General features: G+C 39.4%; 1 protein-coding gene. It reads left to right on the top strand.

The features are described from left to right. Nucleotides 1-228: histidine phosphatase family protein (locus tag AOA62_RS32150; protein WP_218244047.1), on the top strand; the 228-nt coding region annotated here is incomplete at its 5' end. Nucleotides 229-231 lie beyond the last annotated feature (3 nt).

Genomic DNA, 231 nt, shown 5'->3' with positions numbered 1-231 from the left:
CAGTGGAGCAAAATGGGAAAAACACATACAAAGCAACAACCGATTGTGGTAATGACTCATGGTGGCGTAATTCGTTATTTTTTATGGAAGTTTAAAGCTGTCAGTTCATTTTGGAGCTTGACAATAAATAACGGACAAGCATTTCGAATAACAGTGAGCAGAGAGGGAGATGATTGGGTATGCAACTCATTGTTGGAGGTGCCTATGCAGGAAAAAGAAAAATCGTGAGAT

The organism is Pseudomonas sp. 2995-3 (assembly GCF_002742565.1).
GTDB lineage: Bacteria > Pseudomonadota > Gammaproteobacteria > Pseudomonadales > Pseudomonadaceae > Aquipseudomonas > Aquipseudomonas edaphica.
Note: the sequence above shows the minus strand (reverse complement) of the source record. Positions and strands in the feature narration are given on the sequence as shown.